15 protein-coding genes and 4 pseudogenes are annotated in these 18522 nt (G+C 60.5%); 6 read left to right on the forward strand and 13 right to left on the reverse strand.

All coding sequences use genetic code 11. The features are described 5' to 3' along the window. Positions 1-288: 288 nt before the first annotated feature. A pseudogene (locus tag Q7V20_RS19730) lies at positions 289-606 on the forward strand (cation-transporting P-type ATPase); the annotation flags it as partial. Between the two features lie 517 nt (positions 607-1123). Then, positions 1124-1495 carry a hypothetical protein gene (locus Q7V20_RS19735; protein WP_304795162.1) on the forward strand — a complete coding sequence of 124 codons (372 nt, stop codon included), beginning with the start codon at positions 1124-1126 and terminating at the stop codon, positions 1493-1495. A 44-nt stretch (positions 1496-1539) separates the two neighbouring features. On the opposite strand, the gene Q7V20_RS19740 is transcribed toward Q7V20_RS19735, so the two are convergent. The 7 genes from Q7V20_RS19740 to Q7V20_RS19770 all read right to left on the reverse strand — a co-directional run bounded on the left by Q7V20_RS19740 (position 1540) and on the right by Q7V20_RS19770 (position 9432). Continuing rightward, positions 1540-1941 (reverse strand): hypothetical protein, encoded by a 402-nt coding sequence (locus Q7V20_RS19740; protein WP_304795164.1) that lies wholly within the window; start codon positions 1939-1941, stop codon positions 1540-1542. A gap of 30 nt (positions 1942-1971) precedes the next feature. Further along, the gene (locus tag Q7V20_RS19745) at positions 1972-5091 is read right to left on the reverse strand and encodes an efflux RND transporter permease subunit (protein WP_304795166.1); all 3120 of its coding nucleotides are present in this window, start codon (positions 5089-5091) and stop codon (positions 1972-1974) included. A 14-nt stretch (positions 5092-5105) separates the two neighbouring features. After that, a complete protein-coding gene (locus tag Q7V20_RS19750; RefSeq protein WP_290868415.1) occupies positions 5106-6239 on the reverse strand; it encodes an efflux RND transporter periplasmic adaptor subunit in 1134 nt (377 codons plus the stop codon). Beyond that, entirely contained in the window at positions 6236-6790 is a 555-nt protein-coding gene (locus Q7V20_RS19755) for a hypothetical protein (RefSeq protein WP_304795170.1), read from the reverse strand. The genes Q7V20_RS19750 and Q7V20_RS19755 overlap by 4 nt, the downstream gene beginning before the upstream one ends. 31 nt (positions 6791-6821) lie before the next feature. Beyond that, the gene (locus tag Q7V20_RS19760) at positions 6822-7994 is read right to left on the reverse strand and encodes a TolC family protein (RefSeq protein ID WP_304795172.1); all 1173 of its coding nucleotides are present in this window, start codon (positions 7992-7994) and stop codon (positions 6822-6824) included. 332 nt (positions 7995-8326) lie between these two features. Beyond that, positions 8327-8683, reverse strand: coding sequence for a hypothetical protein (locus Q7V20_RS19765; RefSeq protein ID WP_304795174.1), 357 nt, complete (start codon positions 8681-8683; stop codon positions 8327-8329). Positions 8684-8724: 41 nt separating this feature from the next. Then, positions 8725-9432, reverse strand: coding sequence for a transglutaminase family protein (locus Q7V20_RS19770; RefSeq protein ID WP_304795175.1), 708 nt, complete (start codon positions 9430-9432; stop codon positions 8725-8727). A gap of 641 nt (positions 9433-10073) precedes the next feature. On the opposite strand from Q7V20_RS19770, the gene Q7V20_RS19775 reads away from it, so the two are divergent. After that, positions 10074-10715: a bifunctional 2-polyprenyl-6-hydroxyphenol methylase/3-demethylubiquinol 3-O-methyltransferase UbiG gene (locus Q7V20_RS19775; protein WP_304795177.1), complete on the forward strand. Its 642-nt coding sequence runs from the start codon at positions 10074-10076 to the stop codon at positions 10713-10715. Between the two features lie 38 nt (positions 10716-10753). Here Q7V20_RS19775 and lspA read toward each other — a convergent pair whose 3' ends face one another. Together lspA and Q7V20_RS19785 are read right to left on the reverse strand one after the other, a co-directional pair. Further along, complete coding sequence (gene lspA, locus Q7V20_RS19780; RefSeq protein ID WP_304795179.1) at positions 10754-11257, reverse strand: signal peptidase II; 504 nt, start codon at positions 11255-11257, stop codon at positions 10754-10756. Continuing rightward, positions 11235-11537: pseudogene (locus Q7V20_RS19785) on the reverse strand (hypothetical protein); the annotation flags it as partial. The pseudogene Q7V20_RS19785 and the gene lspA, both read right to left, overlap by 23 nt. 102 nt (positions 11538-11639) lie before the next feature. On the opposite strand from Q7V20_RS19785, the pseudogene Q7V20_RS19790 reads away from it, so the two are divergent. The 3 genes and pseudogenes from Q7V20_RS19790 to Q7V20_RS19800 all read left to right on the forward strand — a co-directional run. Beyond that, positions 11640-13427 (forward strand): annotated as a pseudogene (locus Q7V20_RS19790) (efflux RND transporter permease subunit); the annotation flags it as partial. A gap of 25 nt (positions 13428-13452) precedes the next feature. Then, positions 13453-13800, forward strand: coding sequence for a hypothetical protein (locus Q7V20_RS19795; RefSeq protein ID WP_133611061.1), 348 nt, complete (start codon positions 13453-13455; stop codon positions 13798-13800). Positions 13801-13901: 101 nt separating this feature from the next. Beyond that, positions 13902-14927 carry a DMT family transporter gene (locus Q7V20_RS19800; RefSeq protein ID WP_304795183.1) on the forward strand — a complete coding sequence of 342 codons (1026 nt, stop codon included), beginning with the start codon at positions 13902-13904 and terminating at the stop codon, positions 14925-14927. Between the two features lie 2 nt (positions 14928-14929). On the opposite strand, the pseudogene Q7V20_RS19805 reads toward Q7V20_RS19800, so the two are convergent. From Q7V20_RS19805 to Q7V20_RS19820, 4 genes and pseudogenes are all read right to left on the reverse strand, one after another. Then, positions 14930-15255: pseudogene (locus tag Q7V20_RS19805) on the reverse strand (YnfA family protein). After that, positions 15221-17581, reverse strand: coding sequence for a heavy metal translocating P-type ATPase (locus tag Q7V20_RS19810; protein ID WP_208110793.1), 2361 nt, complete (start codon positions 17579-17581; stop codon positions 15221-15223). Before Q7V20_RS19810 ends, Q7V20_RS19805 begins: the two are co-directional and overlap by 35 nt. Before the next feature lie 94 nt (positions 17582-17675). Then, the gene (locus Q7V20_RS19815; RefSeq protein ID WP_133611063.1) at positions 17676-17951 is read right to left on the reverse strand and encodes a DUF2933 domain-containing protein; all 276 of its coding nucleotides are present in this window, start codon (positions 17949-17951) and stop codon (positions 17676-17678) included. Between the two features lie 35 nt (positions 17952-17986). Further along, positions 17987-18343: a hypothetical protein gene (locus Q7V20_RS19820; protein ID WP_290868399.1), complete on the reverse strand. Its 357-nt coding sequence runs from the start codon at positions 18341-18343 to the stop codon at positions 17987-17989. Positions 18344-18522 lie beyond the last annotated feature (179 nt).

The raw sequence follows: 18522 nt of genomic DNA on the forward strand, positions 1-18522 counted from the left end.
CGTGCCTTGTTCCTGCTGATTGTCATGGCTTGGCAGACCTTGTCGTTTTTGACGCCGTTCCAGATCCGCCAGCAGGCGCAATCGTTGGGCCATGCGGTCGAACACTTGCAGGCGCTGGATCATCACCACCATGAAGACCAGTCGCTTCATGCTGATGAAGGTGGGGGGGCCAATGAGTCGCCTCTCCATCACACGCACGATGGCGTTCAACCATCCGGTTTGTCGTCCGTGATCGCGATGGCCTTGCTCGATGGTGAGCCTGCATCGCACATCGGTGTGAGTGCGCATGACGTGCCTGCGTTGGCGAAGGCGGACATCGGCATTGCGATGGGCGGCGCGGGCACCGACACGGCCATGGAGGCCGCCGATGTGGTCATCATGAACGATGACCTGCGCCGCATCCCTGAGTTGATTCGCTTGTCTCGCCTGACCCATGCTGTGCTGTGGCAAAACATTTCCCTGGCGCTGGGCATCAAGGCGGTGTTTCTTGTGCTGGCGGTGTTTGGACACGCCTCGATGTGGATGGCTGTGTTTGCCGACATGGGGGCCAGTTTGCTGGTCGTGGCCAATGGCTTGCGCCTGTTGCGGGCTCGCACGAGCCCATGAGAAAACACTTCATAGTCACGGACATTGGGTCGATATACTGCGGACCATGCGCCGGTTGATTGCCATTCTTTTGATGATCGTGCTGCCACTCCAATTGAGTTGGGCTGTGGCGGCCACGTACTGTCAAGATGAGCAAGATCCCGGTGCCCAGCATTTTGGTCACCACGTGCACTTACACCAAGACGGTGCGGACACAGGCAAGCATCCGACCAAAAGCACCCAGAAGGCCGAGAACGATTGTGGCTGCTCTGGGCACCTGTGCAGCGCTCATCTGCTTCCCGTGGGTCTTGATGCTTGGTCAGCCACAACGGCTGAGCGGCAGTTCGTCGCCTTGGAAACCCACCTGCATCTAACATCCGATCCTCCTCGGATCGAGCGCCCCAACTGGATCGACTCTCTCTGATTCGACGGGGCCGTTCTGATGAATTGTCATTGAGATGACACGCCAGCAGGCGTAGATCTTTCAGCATCCGGCTCGTCGAACCCACCCCGTTGTGTGTTTCATCAGGAGCCGATCATGAACAAATTCACGTTGACCTGTGTGCTCACAGGCATTTCATTGCTGACAACCGCGTGCTCTACGCTTGACTACGAGCCCTATGGGTATGGGGAAGGATGGCGCCGATCACAAGTCTTGGAAATTGGTCAAACCAAAACCATGATGCAGCGAGTCGCCAAAGACTGCCGAACAGAGTTGCGTGCCGATGCACCCTATGCCCGCTACGCCGTTGCGTCCTACAGCTACGGAGGCAGTCCGAATCTGAGGGCAAAACGTGTCGTCGCCGTACCGAATGCCATGAATCTGAACGTTGGGGATTGGGTGTATATCAACATCACCGATTGCCAGCAGCCTTTGAAACGGGTTGATCAAAGAAAGATGCTGGACTGATCAGACTGGCCTGTTGAATAGGTTCTCAACAGGCCCTTTCCGCATTACTTGATCGAGAACCGGACGTTGATCGGCTTTTTGCCTGCCAGCGTCACCAGCGCTACCACCTTGGTGCCGCTCTTGATCGCAAAGCTCCCCGTGGCTTGCAGGTGGGAGTCACCTGCCGGTGACAAGGTCACCGTCGTCTTCTCAGCACCATTGAGCAAGGTCAACTTGGCCGTGCCGCCTTTGGCGCTGGCCGGTTTGCCGTGATCCCTCACGTGCAAGGCAATTTGATCTGGCTTGGCCACCAACTCGAAGTCCATGTCCTTGGCCTCGGTGACGATGCCACCATGCAGAGACTGATGTTCATGGCCGTGCTCATGGCCGTGGTTGTGCCCGTCGCCAGCTTGTGCGCCAAAGGCCAAGGCCAGCAGGGAAGAAGCAATGATGTGGTGAATGCGCATGGGAATATCCTTTCAGTTGAGGGGAATGAATCAGAAAACTTCGGTGCTCTTGTCACCGAGCAGGCGCTCGGCATCGCGCTTTCCAAACAGCCAGAACATGGCCGGGGTCAGGAAGGTGTCCAGCAGGGTTGAGCTGATCAAGCCAGAGAAGATCACGACGGCCACAGGGTGCAGGATCTCGGTGCCAGGCCGCTCGGCCTCGAACAACAGCGGTGCCAGCGCGAAGGCGGTCACCAGGGCGGTCATCAACACCGGGCTGAGCCGCTCCATCGAGCCGCGCAAGATCATCGTGTGGTCAAAGCGCTCGCCCTCCAGCCGCATCAGGTTCAGGTAGTGGCTGACCTTGAGGATGCCGTTGCGCACCGAGATGCCCGCCAAGGTGATGAAGCCGATCAGGGCCGCCACCGACAGGGGCTGTCCTGCCAGCCACAAGCCCAGCACTGCACCCACCAGGGCCAGCGGGATGTTGGCCATGATCAGCGCAGCCAGGATGGCTGATTTGTAGCGGGTGTAGAGCACCACGAACATCAGCACCAGCGACACCATGGAGAGCAGGCCGACCAGTCGGCTGGCTTCTTCCTGTGCCTGAAACTGCCCGCCCAGGGTCACGAAGTAGCCTTCAGGCAAAGGCGTGCTGGCCACCACCTTGCGGATGTCGGCGACCACGTCTGACAAGGCTCGCCCTTGCGCGTTGGCAGACAAGACGATGCGGCGTTTGCCATCGTCGCGGCTGATTTGGTTGGGGCCATCGCTGTCTTCGATCGTGGCGATCTTGGACAGGGGGATCCGCCCGGTCGGCGTCTCCAGCATGATCTGACCCAGCCCCTGCAAGGTGCGGGCGCTCTCTGGCAGGCGAACCACCAGGGCAAAGCGACGGCTGCCTTCCACCACCTGGGTGACCTTTTCTCCCTCCACCAGGCTTTGGAGCACCGCCAGGATCTGAGGCGTTGGCACGCCGTACTGCGCCGCTGCGTCGTAATCCACCCGCACCTTGATTTGCGGCGCGAGCACCTGCTTCTCAATCTCCAGGTCTGCCAGGCCGGGCACTTGCGCCAACTTGCTGCGCAAAGCATCGGCCTGCCCCCTCAAGGTGTCCAGGTCTTCACCGAACAACTTGATGGCGATTTGAGAGCGCACCCCTGAGAGCATGTGGTCGATGCGGTGCGAAATCGGCTGCCCGATGGCAATGGCTGCGGGCAGCATCGACAGGCGTGAACGGATGTCGGCTTTGACGTCGTCCATGCTGCGTGTGAGCTCGGATGCTGGCACCAGGCCGACATCCAGTTCACTGACGTGCACACCTTCTGCGTGTTCATCCAGTTCTGCGCGGCCGCTGCGACGGCCCACATGCGTGACCTCTGGCACCTCGCGCACCAGCACCTCGGCTTGTCGCGCCATGACGGAAGACTCTGCCAAGGTCACCCCTGGGTTCAAGCGCAAGCCAATCAGCAAGGTGCCTTCATTGAATGGGGGCAGAAAGGTGGTGGCAAAGAAAGGCACCGCCACAGCCGACAACACCGCCGCCACCCCACCGGCCATCAATGCCGACTTCGGCGCCATCAGCACGGCCTGCAAGGCCTTGCGGTAGCGCACTTTCAGCCAGGCCAGGACGCGGGTGTCGTCGTGGTCCAGGCTCTTCATGCGTGGCAACAGGTAAGAGGCCAGAACCGGCGTTACAGTGACCGAGACCAGTAGCGACGCCAGGGTCGAGACGATGAACGCAATGCCCAGGGGCACGAACAAGCGTCCCTCGATGCCGGGCAGCGCAAACAAGGGCAGGAACACCAGGACGATGATGGCCGTTGCGTACAGGATGCCCGAGCGCACCTCCATCGAGGCGAGCTTGACCACCTCCAGCATGGGCATGCGCTCCGCCTCGGGCTTTTGGCGCTCCAGCTTGAGGCGGCGCAGCACGTTCTCGACGTCCACCACCGCGTCATCCACCAAGCCGCCAATGGCAATGGCCAGGCCGCCCAGCGTCATCGTGTTGATCGACAGACCGAAGTACCTGAAGACCAGCGCCGTGACAAAGATGGACACCGGGATGGCGGTCAGCGCAATGATGGTGGGGCGCAGCGTGCCCAGAAAAACGAACAAGATGACCGCCACGAAGACGGATGCACCCATGAGCTTGCCCTGTAGCGTGGTCACCGAGGCTTCGATGAAGCTGGCCTGGCGGAAGGTGACACGGGGCGCCTCCATGCCCGCAGGCAGGGAGGTCTTCATCTCGCCCAGGGCGGCCTCGATGGTCCGGGTCAAACCAATGGTGTCTGCGGTCGGCTGCTTCTGAATGCCCAGGATGACGGCAGGTTTGCCCTCAAAACCTGCATCACCACGCTTGAGCGCGGGGGCGAAGCTCACGTCGGCGATTTGACGCAGGCGGATGGCCTGGCCATTGCGCGCCGTCAGAGCCAGGTTTTTCAGGTCGTCAAGACGCGAGGTGCGCCCCAGATGACGGATCAGGTATTCGCGCCCGTTGAGCTCCAGAAAGCCGCCCGAACTGTTGGACGAGAAGCCCCTCAGCGCGCCTTCCAGTTGCTCATGCGTGATGTCCAGCTCCGCCATGCGAACAGTGTTGGGTTGCACCTGGAACTGGCGCACCTCACCGCCAATTGGGATGACCTGGGCGACTCCTGGGATGGCCATCAACCGAGGCCTGAGCACCCAATCTGCATATTCGCGCACCGCCATGGGTGAAGTCTTTGCGAGATCGATGGGAATGGCGACCTGCATGATCTCGCCCATGATGGAGCTGATGGGCCCCATCCTGGGCGTGATGCCTTCGGGCAAGCCTTCTTCCATGGAGGTCAAGCGCTCTGACACCATCTGCCGAGCTCGGAAGATCTCGGTGCTCCAGTCAAAGGTGACGTAGATGAAGGACAGGCCTGCGCTGGAGGTCGAGCGCACGCTCTCCACCCCCGGCAGGCCATTCATCGTGGTCTCCAGCGGGAAGGTGATCAGTTGCTCCACCTCTTCGGCGGCCATGCCGCCCGCTTCCGTCATGATGGTGACGGTTGGTTTGTTGAGATCAGGAAACACATCCACCGGCGTGCGTGTGAGCGTGAAGGCCCCGTAGGCCATCAGCACCGCCGCAGCGATGAGAACGAGCAGCCGGTTGGCCAGGCTGCTTTCGAGTAGCCACTTGAACATGATGCGTGGCCCTTTCAGCGAATTTGGTTGAGCAAGCTGGCGCCATGCGTGACCACGCGCTCACCCGCCTTCAAGCCGGAGGTGACGGCCACCGAGGCGCCATCCAGCGGCTCGAAGGTGATCACGCGTGGCGTGAAGCGCTCGGGCGATTGCTTGACCCAGACGATGTTCTGATTCGATGGGTTTTTGAGCACCGATGCCGACGGGACGGCTTGGCCTTTGACCTTCAGGTCAGATTGCACATAGACCTTCAGGGGCTGCCCGACAGCCAGTTGAGACAGCGCCTGTCCTGTTGCCGAAAAGACCAATGGCAGTGCTTGATCACGCAGGCTTTTGGCTCCGCCAATGAACTTGAGCGGCACCCTTTGTCCACCAATGTTCACTGTTGCGCTGGATACGTTCTGGGCCTGAGCCGTGTCATAGGCCAGCGCCTCGATGCGCAGGCGCTGTGGGTCAACGACCTCGAAGACCAGTTCGCGGGCGTCCACCACCTGGCCAGCCACGGCCTGTGTCGAAGCAATCACGCCGGATACCGGTGCCACGAGCGTGTCGCGCCCCCCCAGACCACCCGAGATGGCCGAGAGGCGCTCGCTCAGGCTGGCCAGCTCACTTTGCGCCGCTTCAATCTCTTTGGCAGGCACCGTGTCAGAGAGTTCCTGAAGGCGTGCCAGTCGTTTGGCTGCCAATGCCCGGGCCGCTTTCAGTTCGGCCTGTTGCGCGACCTGGTTGCTGCGCTCGATGGCCCCCGCTGTGGGCACCACATAGGCCAGGACCTCGCCTTGTTTGACCTGCTGCCCCAGGCTGGGCAAGCCCTTGGGCCCGGCTTGCAAACGGCCCGCCAAAGAAGCTTGTACTTTGCCGCCCGCATTGGGGTCCATCGACACCTTGCCTGAGAGCTCGTATGCGCGGGGCAAGTCGCCGTCAGTGACAGCCAGGGTGCGCAGTTGCCACTGCCTTTGGGCAGGCTTGGGCAAGAACACACTGCCATCGGGTTGGCGCTTGGGGCCATTGCCCGTTGCAGCAGGCGGGGCATCGCCATGGTCATGCCCCTCGCCTGCGCGAGCAAGTGAGGGGCTGAGTGCGGCACCCAGAACCAGGCATGAGGCCAGACACGAAGCCAGCGCCATAGAAATCTTTGTCGTGCTCATTCGGCACCTCCCATGCGTGTGCGCTTGTTGCGCTGAATGAAGAACAGCCCACCGGCGACCACCACCAGCCCGGGCAGCGCCCACTTGAGCCACCGGCTCATGGGCCACGCGCCGCCCTCAGCGGCATCGGTGTGAGCGGCTTCGTGCACATCCAGCTCAGCCGCCAGCAGATCGGACGCCTGACCAGCCACCACGGTGGCGCTCACGGGGTATTCACCCTCTTCAGGCTCAGTAGCCAGGGTGGCTTCAAACGTGCCTTCTTCGATTTGTTTGACGGGCAATGCCTTGCCTGCGAATTCGATCTCCAGGCTGGCGCCTTTAACAGGGCTGTTGTCTGCCGCTTGATCCAGGTAGAGCGTCAGCTTGCGGCCGTCGAGCACGCCAACCAGCTCGAACTGGTCCGACGTTGCTTCGAAGCGGGCCAAAGTCGGCTCGGCTGCGGCGCTTGGCGCCTCGCCATGGTCATGGCCTTCACCGGCCATGACCAAAGCCGTCACGGTGCTCAGGCCAAGGGCTGCGGCCCAGGCACGGATGGTTTGAATGTGTGTCATGTGGGGGTTTACCTTTGCGATGGCGATGTGTTCATGGCTTGGGCAGTTCGCCCAAGGCTTGCCACCAGGCCGACCAGGCGGCGGACACGTCAATGCGTGCTCGGCTGAGTGCTTTTTGCGCCTGAACGGCCTCCTGTTCAATGCGCAGGCGGGTGGGCAGATCGGTTTCTCCCAAGCGGAATGACTTGTCGAAGAAGTTTTTGCTCTCCTGCGCAAGTTGAGCCTGGCGTTGTGTTGCCTGCCATTGCGTATGGGCGCTTCGCAGTCGTGCCAGCGCCGAAGCGGCTTGCGCTTGCAGGCGTGCCCGCATTTGTAAGGTCATGGCTTGCGCTTCCTGGGCTGCGGCCAAGGCTTCGGCCTGCCTGGCATCGGCTCGTGCGCCTGTGCCAAACGGAACCCTCAGACCAACTGTGATGCTCTGCTGATACGGATCGCCTGTTTGCCCTCGGCTGCGTGTTGTCAACACGGTGAGCTCTGGACTGGCGCGCCTCGATGAGGCGGCCAAATCCGCTTGCGCACTGGCCATGGACTGTTGGGCCATGGCTTCCGCGAACAACGGGTGTTCATCGACTGATGGGGCATCCGATGCGAGGGCATCCGCTGAGGGCAGTGGTGTCGAAACGTCGCCCTCGGATGTCGCTTCGAGGTTGTCAGGAGACAAATCCAGCAGTCCGGTCAGGCCCCTGAGTGCATGCAGCGATGCCTCGTAGGCGCCTTGCGCTTCAGCAACGGCCGATTCGGCCTGTGCCACGGCTCCCTCTGCCTGATGCTGATCCGCGCGGGCCAGATCACCTGCTTTGACGCGGCGGGCCACGTCAAGGGCAATTTGCTGGGCATTGGCAACCCTGGTTTGGGCCAAGGCCAGCTCGGTTTGCGTGCGCTGCGTTTGCCACCAGCCTTCACGAACAAGGCCAGCGAGTTGCAGGCGTTGGGCCTTCATACTGCCTTGTAGCGCCAAGATTTGGGCATGGCTGAGTGCAGTCGCGCGTTGACTCTGGCCGGGCAGCCACAAGGGCAGTGCCACACCAACTTCTACTTCGCGGCTGCCTGCACCCGAGCCAGGGCGGTCGGTCTTGCCTTGCAGCAGCATGGCAGGCGAATCGGCCGTCCACGCGCTGCTGGCGGCCCTCAATGACTCCGCTGCACGCAGGCGTTCGGTGTAGGACTGCGCCTCTGGCTGACGCGACCAGGCTGCTTCCAACAAGGTTAAAAGCGTCAGTTTGGAGGGCGCAGCGGTGAGGTGTTGAGCTTCGCTCTTTGAGATGACAGGTGCCTGAGCCCCCGTTGTTTGAGCTTGAAGGGGTGACAGGCAGGCTAGCGAGGCCATCATGGCCAGCGCTGAGCTTAGTGTTTGATGACGGAAATGCATCCGATTCTTCTCCGGGAAAAATCCACAGGTGGAAGGAATCGGCGAGGGTCAGGGTCGCGGCGTTGAAGGCGAAAAGGGCCGCACAAATGGCATGGCACCGATGCGTCAATCACACGCGATAAGACAGGCTGAATGTGGGGCGCGAACCCCGGGCAGCACCTCGCCGCTCAGGCGAGGTTTGACCAGTTGGGGCGGTCGGGCAAGGCCACGGGCGCAGCGGGCACCCTGGCGTCTTCAGTGCGCATCAGGCCTCGATTGGGCGTGCCAATCTGGTTGCGGCTCGTGAATTGGGGCAACGCTGCGCAGTGACCATGGCAAGCATGGCAGTCGGCGTGGTCGGCGTTGGATGTTTGGCCATCGGGTGACGGGAAGTCACCACCACTCAGTTCGCTGTGCTCATGCTGGTGGTGCCCCAGATGCGTTGTCTGGGGCGAATGTTCGTGCTGGCAATAGGGTGCCGCTGCCGCCCAGAGGGACTGCAAAGGCAACCAACACAGCAAGAAAATGGCGATCCAGCGACGCATGGTGAAAAGTGTAGCAGGGTACGGACGGCGCTCGTGGTGATTCACTTGCCGGACCTGATGGATTGCACGGTTTTGTTCATCCAGTGGCGAACCACGTGCTGAAACAAGTACCGCTTGAAACCCGAGAGGTTGGTGCCGTGTCTGGCGTAAAAGTCGTCGGGCGTGTCGAAAAGCCCAAAATCATGGTTGATGCCATTGCGCTGGATGTAGGTGCTTTCACCTTGCCAAGCGATGGGCGGGTTTTGCAGGTCGTCCACCGCAGCACCGTATCCGCAAAACGGCCCGTTGTGCTGAGAGAAGCGCTTTTGCAGGGCACTCAGGTAGGTTCGGTCCAGAATGAACCCCTCAAGGTTGATCCAGCGCCCATCCATGTCAACTTCCACCCAACTGTGGATGATGTTCCCGGGGGCGAGCAAATAGGCCAAACCGGTGATGGCACCTTTTTGCAAGGCCTTGTCGATGGTGAAGCCATGGAATCGGCAGGGAACGTCCATGGCTCTGAGCAGTGCCATCAACAAGGTGCCCTTGGTATTGCACTGGCCGATGCCATCTGCCAGCACACGGGAAGCGGGCAGATCGTCTTGGGTGTTGTAGCCAAACGCGATCTCGTCACGCACGAAGGCATACGCCGCCCCAACGCGATCATGTAGTCCCAATGAAGTCCAGTTTCTTTGCTGAATCAGTTGGCGAATGGCTGGGGCGTGGTGGTCAAGGATCGGGGTGGCTTGAGTCAGGTGGTGATGGCGCATGGGGTGAGCCTTCGGCTTTCAAGATTCGATATGCCTTGATTTGAAAGCCTGTAGTGACTCCAGAGTCAAGATGCCAGTGCACCCGCCGCACCGTCTGCGCCACGTCTACCCTGGCAGCCCGCCTGCCATCGCCTTCACGGGGTGCCTTGTTGGAGAGCGATGATTGCCATGCCCGCGATTGCCAGGGCTGCGCCTGCAATGTCCCGGTGCGTGGGTGTCACACAGCACTTCAGTCGAAATTGCATTGCTGCTCAATGGCTTGTGAGTTGTTCGTCGGACCAATTGGGCAGTACGGATCTGTGTGGGGTGCGCCCAGCAATGGGCGTCCCTACCGCGATTGCCAAGACGCTAACTTTCCTTCCTCGTGGCGGCCTTGGCAATTGGCCTCGCTGATAGAGGGGCTCCGGTCTCCAAGAAGTTGGCTACTTGGCAACGTGCACTTGCCTATCTTTGGCATCATCCCAACAATTCAAACCAACGTGGCACAGGCGGATGTGCTTGCCGCAGCCATGTCGGACTCTGGCGTCAATCGCCTGTGGGCACGTCGTGTGGCCCCATTTAATGGCTAACCCCGATGGATCTTCATTTATGTTCTGCGGGCAGCAACTGACTTTGGCTCTGCCGGAAGGATTGCTAGGAGCATGATGTCTGAAGACAATCTGAAAGGCCCAAATGGTGAGGACGTTCTATCATCCGTTCGCCATGATGCTGCCGTGGCGTCGACAAACCGATTCTACGAGGACCATGCGGTCGAATACTTCTCATGGACCTTCGGTGCACAGACGCAGTTCGTCCTGGATCGCTTCCTGTCACATCTGCCGGCCAAGGCCTCCATCTCCGGCCGGGACCTCAAATTCTTTCTTTCCCGGGGTCATTGTGCGTTGGGGATCGATGCCTCGACAGCCCTCGTGCAAATGGCGGCCCAGCATTCGGGCGCCCCATGTGAGGTCGCTCGGATCGAAAGCATCAGCTATGAAGATCGGTTCGATGGGATATGGGCATGTGCTTCATTGCTCCACTTGCCCCGGGACGCATTTCGCCCCGCGCTTCGTTGCCTGAACCGGGCCCTCAAAAGAGGCGGCACACTCTTCATGGCAGTCCAGGAGGGGCAGGGCGAAGCGATTCTTCCGGACGGCCGTTTGTACGTCTACTACTCAGAAGACGACATACGCAAGTCACTTGACGCCGCCGGGTTGGCGGTGGATGAACTGTGGACGTCGCAGAATTCAGCTAAGGCTGTGCACCAGCCGGTATGGATCAATGTCATTGCCACTGCGCGATAGCGCGCCAGGAAGGTCCTGACCGCTGGCATACCTCCCGGTTAACTCGGCCCAGTCTCCGTTCTTCCTCTCCGCAACTCGCAGACGAGGATCAAGACAGCACCGAGGGTGATGCCGATGTCGGCCACGTTGAAGGCCGGCCAGTAAAACGACTGCCACCTGACATCAATCCAGTCCACCACCGCCCCGCGAGCGAGCCGATCGAGCAGGTTCCCTAAAGCACCGCCTAGGAGGAGCCCGAAAGCCAGCCGTTGAGGACGACCAGTTTGAGGCCGCCGAATCAGTACGACAAAAACAATAGAGGCAGCCACAGCGACTGCGCTGAAGAAGAAGCGCTGCCATCCACCTGCGTCGTGCAAGAAACTGAAAGCGGCACCTTCGTTCCGCCAGTGGACGATATTAAGCACCGGGAGCCATGGCTCGCTGGAGCCATACGGGAGTGCAGCGACCACCGCAGCTTTGCTTACGATGTCCATCAGGAATACGGCTGCGGCGGCAAGGAAGGCACGGGCAACGCTCGGATCAAATCTTTGGCGTATCGTCACTGGACCTTATCCCTCTCGCTGTAGGCCTGAGCAGGCGCAATCCGTTGAACACCACGACCAGGCTCGCATCCATGTCAGCCAGGATTGCCAGCCACAAGCTGGCGTGTCCCGTGAAGGTCAAGACCATGAACACCGCCTTGGTGCCGATCGCAAAGGCGATGTTGGCCCTCAGCACATTGCCCACCCGATGGGAGAGAGCGATGAACTCTGGCAACTTGCGCAGGTCGTCTTGCATGAGGGCCACGTCAGCAGTCTCAATGGCGGTGTCGGTGCCTGCTGCGTGATGGTCATGGCGTGCTCCTTGACAACATTTGAAACCCTGTAGCCGGTTCAGAGTCAAGGCCTTGGAAAATCCCTTGCGCACAGGGGGGATATTCTGCGACTACTGCTCGGGCGGTTGAGCATCATGATTGTCTAGCTGCCCATCTTTGCCTTGACGGGTGTTGAGGGCAAGATGTTCCATCCCATGGCTTTCACGGTGGTGGCGGCTTTGTTGGGCGCCATGATCTTGTCGATGACCTTCGTCCCGGCAGCCGTTGCGCTGTTCCTGACGGGCTCGGTCAGCGAGAAGGAAAACCGCCTGATGGGCTGGGCCAAGCGCGGCTATGAGCCTCTGCTGGACAAGGCCATGTCCCGCCAGCCACTGGTGCTGACCATCACGGGTGTGTCGGTGGCCTTGGCCGTGTTGATGGCCACCCGCATGGGCAGCGAGTTCATCCCCAGCCTGGACGAACACGACATCGCTTTGCACGCGCTGCGCATCCCAGGTACCAGCCTGAGCCAGGCCATCGAGATGCAAGCGCAACTGGAGCGCAGCATCAAGGCCTTCCCTGAGGTCGAGGCGGTGTTCGCCAAGCTTGGCACGGCCGAGATCGCCACCGACCCGATGCCGCCCAGCGTGGCTGACACCTTCGTGATGCTCAAGCCACGTGAGCAATGGCCCGATCCCAAGCGGCCCAAGGATGACCTGGTCAAGGCCTTGCAGGTGGCCGTGATGAAGGTACCCGGCAACAACTACGAGTTCACCCAGCCCATCCAGATGCGCTTCAACGAGTTGATATCAGGCGTGCGCAGCGATGTGGCCGTCAAGGTGTTTGGCGATGACATGGACACGCTCAACGAAACCGCGGAGCAGATCTCCAAGGTGCTGGAGGCCGTGCCTGGGGCCGAAGATGTCAAGGTAGAACAAACCACCGGCCTGCCCATGCTATCTGTGAAGATCGACCGCGAGAAGGCTGGGCGCCTGGGCTTGAACGTGGGCGACATTCAGGACACGCTGGCCACGGCACTGGGTGGGCGCGAGGCAGGGGCGGTGTTCGAGGGGGATCGCCGGTTCGACATCCTGGTGCGCCTGCCAGAAAACCTGCGCAGCGACCTAGACGCTTTGGGGCAGTTGCCCATTCGTCTTCCCGCCAACGCCGCGGGTGAACACGAGGGCTTTGCCCGACTGGGCGATGTGGCCACGATGGACCTGACCCCTGGCCCCAACCAGATCAGCCGCGAAGAAGGCAAACGACGTGTGGTCGTCACCGCCAACGTGCGCGGGCGGGACATCGGCAGCTTTGTGGGTGAGGCGCAAGCCAAGATCGAAGCTGGGGTCAAGGTGTCAGCCGGTTACTGGACCACCTGGGGCGGCACCTTTGAGCAATTGCAATCGGCCTCGCGCCGTCTGGCCATCGTGGTGCCCGTGGCCTTGTTGCTGGTCTTCCTGTTGCTCTTTGCCATGTTTGGCAACGTCAAGGATGGTTTGCTGGTGTTCACCGGTGTGCCCTTTGCGCTGACGGGCGGTGTGGCGGCGCTGTGGCTGCGGGACATTCCCTTGTCGATCTCGGCAGGGCTGGGTTTCATCGCATTGTCGGGTGTGGCCGTGCTCAATGGCTTGGTGATGATTGCCTACATCCGAAGCCTGCGCGAAGGCGGCATGACCCTGGAGCCAGCGATCAGAGAAGGGGCCCTGACACGCCTGAGGCCTGTGCTCATGACCGCGCTGGTGGCCAGCCTGGGCTTTGTGCCTATGGCGGTAGCCATTGGCACGGGCGCCGAGGTGCAGCGGCCGTTGGCCACCGTGGTCATCGGCGGCATCCTGTCATCGACTGTATTGACCCTGTTCGTGCTGCCGCTGCTCTACCGATGGACGCATCGCACAGATGATTTTTCCCCTGCGAACTGATTGCCTCAACCCAAAGGAGTTCATCATGCTGAAACTGAAAATAGCACTGGTCGTTGTGTTTGCGGCCTTGACCACCGCCTGCACGACGGGGCCGCAGGTATCGAGCAACGCCTACTCGCAAGGTTGGCGGCGAGCGCAGGTTGTGGCCATCGAAAAGGATCAGTTGGCGGTGCGATCAAGCAAGGAAGATTGCCGAATGGCATTGGGTGCTGAGGCGGGCAAAACCCGGTTTGCCGTGGCTTCCTATAGCTATGGCGGCAATCCCAACCTGAGGGCAAAGCGCATCGTGGCGATACCCAACGATGTCGATGTCGAGGTGGGCGATTGGGTTGAGGTCAGCATCACCGACTGCCGTCTGGCGCTTAGAAAATAAACTCTGGAAGCAAAGGCCCTTGAGTCACGACATCCTTCCTTCCTGCCTGAACCTGCTCACCCATGATCCAAAAGTTGCTCTCTCATCGACATGTCGGCGTGATGTCCGCGTTGTTGGCCGCATTGTTGTTCGGTGTGAGCGCGCCGCTTGCTAAGGTTCTGCTCGCTCAGACCAGCCCATGGCTGCTGGCGGCGCTGTTGTACCTGGGTTCCGGAATGGGTTTGTGGGTGGTGCGTCGCATCCAGCGTGTACCTCCGGTGACCCTGGCCTGGCGCGAATGGGGGTGGTTGGCAGGCGCCATCGTGACGGGCGGCATCGCAGCGCCTGTCTTGTTGATGACTGGGCTTGCGGGCATGTCCGCGTCTCAATCGTCCTTGCTGCTCAATGCGGAGAGTGTGCTGACTGCCGTGCTGGCCTGGGTGGTGTTCAAGGAGAACGTGGACCGACGCATCGTGCTGGGCATGGCTGCCATCGTGGCCGGTGCCTTGGTGCTGAGTTGGCCAGGTGCTGCTGAGCACGTAGCCACTTCGACACTCTGGCCATCTTTGGCGGTGCTGGGGGCATGTTTGGGCTGGGCGGTGGACAACAACCTGACGCGCAAAGTCGCTTTGAACGACGCCGGCTTCATTGCCATGGCCAAAGGATTGAGCGCAGGCAGCAGCAATCTGGTTTTGGCCGTGGCGCTGGGCGCGGGGTGGCCCGGTTGGGAGACCACTTTGTCTGCGGGCTTACTCGGGTTTCTCAGCTACGGCGCCAGCCTGACCTTGTTCGTCCTGGCGCTGCGGCATCTGGGTGCGTCGCGCACAGGGGCCTACTTTTCCGTTGCACCGTTCTTTGGCGCGCTGGTGTCTGTGCTGCTTCTCCACGAGCCTGTCACGGTTCAGTTGCTGGTCGCCGCGGCCTTGATGGCTTGGGGTGTCTGGCTGCACTTGTCGGAGGACCATGCTCACGAGCATTCGCATGAGGCCCTGGAACACGCGCATGAGCACGTTCACGATGCGCACCATCAACATGAGCACGCTGGCCCTGTCGTGCCGGGTGTGCCGCACAAGCACCTTCATCGCCATTTGCCTATGAGCCACAGCCACGCGCATTTCCCGGATGCGCACCATCGACACGGCCACTGAGGTCAGGACGACGTTGGCTGAAACGCAATGAAGGCCTTCCCTGCCAGCGCCATGCAGGCCCAGACCGCTGTCCCAGCGGCTTGGGGTGATGCCATCCACTTGCCACAGTCACGCCAAGGCCCCAAAAATGTAGACACCACCACAGACCGCGTAGGTACGCCCGGCCGCCGTGGGGTGCAGCGTCGGCAGCCACGGAGAACAAACTCAGCGCTGTCGCAGCAGGCAGCAGGAGCCACATGGACTTGCCCTGCTGGAGTACCAGCGCAGGCAGGTAGACCAGGATTTCAAGTACGTCACTTTTTCTTGAAGCGCTGTAGCCGCAGGGCATTGCCAATCACCGACACGGAGCTCAGACTCATGGCCAGAGCCGCAATCAATGGGGACAGTAGCCACCCGGTCAGAGGATACAGCAAACCCGCTGCGATGGGAATGCCCAAGGCGTTGTAGAAGAACGCGAAAGCCAGGTTTTGCTTCATGTTGGCCACGGTCGCCATGGATAGCATGCGCGCCGTGGCAATCCCTCTAAGGTCGCCTTTGACCAGGGTGATCTGGGCGCTGTTCATGGCCACATCTGTACCCGTTCCCATCGCGACACCCACATCCGCGCGAGCGAGCGCGGGTGCATCGTTGATACCGTCGCCCGCCATGGCCACCACGCACCCCTCTTTCTGCAGGCGCTCGACCAGCAAGAGTTTGTCTGCGGGCTTGACCTCGCCATGAACCTCATCGATACCCAACCTTGCGCCGACCGCTTTTGCTGTGGTCTGTCCGTCGCCTGTGGCCATCACTATCCGAATACCTGCCTCCCTAAGGACGGTCAGTGCCTCAGGAGTGCTTGATTTGATGGGGTCAGAGACAGCCAGTAAGCCGGCAATCTGGCCATTGACAGCCAGGTACATGACGCTGGCGCCCTCCGCGCGCAACGCTTCTGCCTGCGGCACAAGTTTCTCTACGGGAGCCCCGATCTGTTGCATGAGGGTGGTGTTGCCCAGCGCCAAGCGATGGCCATCTACCTCCCCTTGTACGCCAATGCCTGTGCCAGATTCAAAATTGATCGGCTTGCCCAAGAGCAAGCCCTGTTCGCGAGCTGCTCGCACGATGGCATCGGCAAGTGGATGCTCGCTACCCTGATCGAGGCTAGCTGCCAACCTCAATACTTCGGTGGCGTCCCAGCCAGGCGCTGCCACTGCGCGGTCGTAGGCTGGCTTGCCTTCTGTGAGCGTACCCGTCTTGTCCACGATCAACGCGTTGACCTGACGCATGCGTTCGATGGCTGCAGCATCCCTGAACAAGACACCTTGAGTGGCCCCCTTTCCGGTGGCCACCATGATGGACATGGGTGTTGCCAGACCTAGCGCACAAGGGCAGGCGATGATCAGCACAGATACCGCATTGATCAGGCCGTACACCCAGCTCGGATCTGGCCCCAAGAAACCCCAGCCGAAGAAAGTCAGCACGGCAATGCTGATCACAGCAATCACGAAGTAACCGGCTACAACATCGGCCATGCGCTGCATGGGAGCCTTGGAGCGCTGCGCCTGGGCCACTAACTGCACTATCTGCGACAGCATGGTCTCCGATCCAATACGCTCCGAGCGAATGATCAGCGCGCCGTTGGTATTGATCGTCGCGCCTATGACCTTGTCGCCCGATCGCTTGCTCACGGGAATGGGCTCACCGGTAAGCATGGATTCGTCCAAGGCACTCGTGCCTTCCTCCACGACGCCGTCCACAGGAACCTTCTCTCCGGGCCTCACGCGCAAGCGGTCTCCGACGTGCACATGGGTCAACGGGATGTCTTCTTCGGTCCCGTCAGGCTTTAACCTCCGGGCTGTCTTGGGCGCCAAACCCAAGAGCGATTTGATGGCCGCAGAGGTTTGAGAGCGCGCCTTCAGTTCAAGCAACTGCCCAAGCAGCGTCAGCGAAATGATCACTGCAGCGGCTTCAAAGTAAACCGCCACACGCCCCATCGCCATGAAAGAAGCAGGAAAGGCCTGCGGCGCCGCGGTGGCCACGACGCTGTACCAGTACGCCGCACCGGTGCCCAGGCCGATCAATGTCCACATGTTGGGGCTGCGATGCACCACCGATAGCCAGCCCCGGTAGAAGAATGGCCACCCCCCCCATAGGACGATGGGTGTGGCCAGGGCCAACTCGACCCAGCTTTGGACGGTCATGTCCATCAGCCCCAGGTTGTGTCCGAACATTGCCAGCACAAACACCATGGCGGTCAGTGGCAGCGTCCACCAAAAGCGCTGCTGAAAGTCACGCAACTCGGGGTTGTCGTCATCGAGGCTGGGAAGCAAGGGCTCCAGGGTCATGCCGCACTTGGGGCAGTTGCCCGGGTGGTCTTGACGAACCTCCGGGTGCATCGGGCAGGTATAGGTGGCGCCTGTGAGCTGCTCTGAGGCGGGTAGCTGAGGAGGTGTTGCTCCAGCCTGCTTCCCCTCGTTCGGCAAGGCGAACCGAGCTGGGCTTGAGAGGAACTTGGCCTTGCAGTGTTCGCTACAGAAGAAGAACATCTTGCCTGCGTAGCGCTCAGTCAGTGCCGATTGCTGCTTGATCGTCATGCCGCAAACCGGATCCTTGACTTCGTCGCCATGCAATGCGGCGCTATCGCTGGGTGAGTGGCGATGGCTGTGATTTTCGTTCACGGGTGCACTCCAGTTGTGATTTCAAAAAGCGCGGCAGGATCTTTGGTGTGATCGAAGCATAGGCCTTGTAGGCCAAGCTCATGTTGCATACCCTTCATCGGGTTGCTTTGCCAGAATCTGCCGTGTCCTGTGGCGTGCCAGACCCATGCTTTTGCCCTCCGTGACCGCCATGTCCATGTCCGAACAGGTGCATCAGTGGGCATGCCAATAACAGCAGATACGGCAGTTTGCCCACGACATGCGACCAGTGCTCTCGCAATACGAAGAACGCCAAAATGACGCCAACCATGATCAACGCTACGCCGACCGGGGACCTCAGAAACGATGGGCGTCCAGTGCTGCTTTGGTGAGGGTGGTGTACGTTTGTCATTTGCGCTCCGTGTATTTCGAGTGTTTACGTGATAGTTACTTTTTTGTGCCGGATGCGGGGCCCATGCCCATGCCGTCCTTCATCATTGGACAGTCGCCTTCCTTCATGGCTTTCATGTGCTCATTCATGGCGCCCTGGCGCTTCTTGAAGTCTCGGATCTTCATGATCCGCTGCATATCGGCGTGGTGCTTTTCCATGTGGGCATGCATGCCCTTTGATGCGCCCATAGCAGGCGAAGTCGCTGCGCTTGGGGCCACCATCGACGCGGCGGAGGCCGATGCCGCAGGGTGATGTGCCGAGTGATCTTCCGCCTTTGATTGTGCAAAGGCCATTCCGTTCAATGCCAAAATCACCAGGGCGGCGGCAGAGAAATTGCGGTGGTTCACGATCATGCTGACTCCAGTATTCGCTAGGCGAATGGTTGTGGTGAGTTCAGCTTAGTGGCAGCACCTGTCATGCAGGTGAGCCAGAGATTACAGGTTTGTTATCTTGGTGTCATTGAGGTCATTTACGCCAGCCAGCTTGATCCAGATCAATGGCAGACGGGGCGCATTGCGTGGCGCCGGGCTCG

The organism is Aquabacterium sp. (genome assembly GCF_030652515.1).
Classification (GTDB): domain Bacteria; phylum Pseudomonadota; class Gammaproteobacteria; order Burkholderiales; family Burkholderiaceae_C; genus Aquabacterium.

What these genes read in the sequence shown, in the direction of transcription:
- Q7V20_RS19795 (WP_133611061.1), top strand. Translation starts at nt 13,453, where the DNA reads ATGCTGAAACTGAAAATAGCACTGGTCGTTGTGTTTGCGGCCTTGACC.
- Q7V20_RS19740 (WP_304795164.1), bottom strand. Translation starts at nt 1,941, where the DNA reads ATGCGCATTCACCACATCATTGCTTCTTCCCTGCTGGCCTTGGCCTTT.
- Q7V20_RS19800 (WP_304795183.1), top strand. Translation starts at nt 13,902, where the DNA reads ATGTCCGCGTTGTTGGCCGCATTGTTGTTCGGTGTGAGCGCGCCGCTT.
- Q7V20_RS19770 (WP_304795175.1), bottom strand. Translation starts at nt 9,432, where the DNA reads ATGCGCCATCACCACCTGACTCAAGCCACCCCGATCCTTGACCACCAC.
- Q7V20_RS19735 (WP_304795162.1), top strand. Translation starts at nt 1,124, where the DNA reads ATGAACAAATTCACGTTGACCTGTGTGCTCACAGGCATTTCATTGCTG.
- Q7V20_RS19755 (WP_304795170.1), bottom strand. Translation starts at nt 6,790, where the DNA reads ATGACACACATTCAAACCATCCGTGCCTGGGCCGCAGCCCTTGGCCTG.
- Q7V20_RS19765 (WP_304795174.1), bottom strand. Translation starts at nt 8,683, where the DNA reads ATGCGTCGCTGGATCGCCATTTTCTTGCTGTGTTGGTTGCCTTTGCAG.
- Q7V20_RS19820 (WP_290868399.1), bottom strand. Translation starts at nt 18,343, where the DNA reads ATGATCGTGAACCACCGCAATTTCTCTGCCGCCGCCCTGGTGATTTTG.
- Q7V20_RS19750 (WP_290868415.1), bottom strand. Translation starts at nt 6,239, where the DNA reads ATGAGCACGACAAAGATTTCTATGGCGCTGGCTTCGTGTCTGGCCTCA.
- Q7V20_RS19745 (WP_304795166.1), bottom strand. Translation starts at nt 5,091, where the DNA reads ATGTTCAAGTGGCTACTCGAAAGCAGCCTGGCCAACCGGCTGCTCGTT.
- Q7V20_RS19775 (WP_304795177.1), top strand. Translation starts at nt 10,074, where the DNA reads ATGATGTCTGAAGACAATCTGAAAGGCCCAAATGGTGAGGACGTTCTA.
- Q7V20_RS19815 (WP_133611063.1), bottom strand. Translation starts at nt 17,951, where the DNA reads ATGACAAACGTACACCACCCTCACCAAAGCAGCACTGGACGCCCATCG.